The sequence below is a fragment of the Aquipuribacter hungaricus genome (assembly GCF_037860755.1).
In the GTDB taxonomy this organism is placed as follows: Bacteria; Actinomycetota; Actinomycetes; order Actinomycetales; family JBBAYJ01; genus Aquipuribacter; species Aquipuribacter hungaricus.
In genome coordinates, this window is sequence record NZ_JBBEOI010000477.1 from 1 (window position 1) to 867 (window position 867).

The 867-nt window shown below is 81.2% G+C and carries 2 pseudogenes; one reads left to right on the top strand and one right to left on the bottom strand.

Annotation, left to right across the window (positions count from 1 at the left end):
* A pseudogene (locus WCS02_RS20730) lies at positions 1–663 on the top strand (hypothetical protein); the annotation flags it as partial.
* Here WCS02_RS20730 and WCS02_RS20735 read toward each other — a convergent pair.
* A pseudogene (locus WCS02_RS20735) lies at positions 612–867 on the bottom strand (ABC transporter C-terminal domain-containing protein); the annotation flags it as partial. The pseudogenes WCS02_RS20730 and WCS02_RS20735 sit on opposite strands and share 52 nt — an antisense overlap.

Sequence of the window (867 nt, forward strand, 5' to 3'; positions counted from 1 at the left end):
GGCCCGCTGCCGCTGGCCGGGGCCTACGTCGCCGTCGCGGTCCTCACCGGGGTGGCCGCCGTCCTCGGCGGCACCGTGGCCGGGACCGTCTCCGACCGCCGGGCCGGCCGGCCCGCCCGGGCGCTGCTGTGGGTCGCCGTCCTCGCCGGGCCGCAGCTGGTCGGGGTGCTGCCCCTGCTGGGCGCCACCGCGCTGCGCGGGCCGGTGGGGGCGTGGGCCGGGTTCTGGCTGGACCCGGTGGCCCGCGGCGCGTACGTCGTGGCGGCCACCGTCGCGCTCGCCTGCGTCCTCCTCGCGCCCGTCCTCACCGGGGCGGCGGCGTCACGGGCGGCGCGCGCCGCGGTGGCGCTCGCGGCGGCGGGCTCGGCGCTGGTCGGGCTCGGCGGGACCGCGCTGGCCCTCGGCCAGGAGCGGCTGCTCACCACGGTCAACGACGGACTGCAGGTGGTGCCCGGCGGGCTGTCGCGCATCCTCGGCATCACCGTGCACCTGGGTGTGCCGGAGGTGCTGCCGACGGCGGGCCTCCTGGCGGGCGGGGCCGCGTGGACCGCGGCCCTCCTGCTGCTGGTGGCCGGGCGCCGGCCGTGGCGCCCGCCCGGGCCTGCCCCCGCTCAGCCCCCCTCGACGCTCTCGGCGAGCGCCATCCAGTCCGCCTCGACCTGATCCTTCTCCTGCACGACGGCGCGCAGCCGGGTGTCCAGCGCGAGCACCGCGTCCGGGTCGGTGGCGGCCTCGGCCAGCTCGGCGTGCAGGCCGCGCTCCTGCTCGTCGAGGCGGGCCAGCCGGCGCTCGAGCCGGGTGAGCTCCTTGCGTGCGGCCCGGGCGGTCGCCGCGTCGACCGGGGCGCCCGCCCCGGCCGCGGAGCCG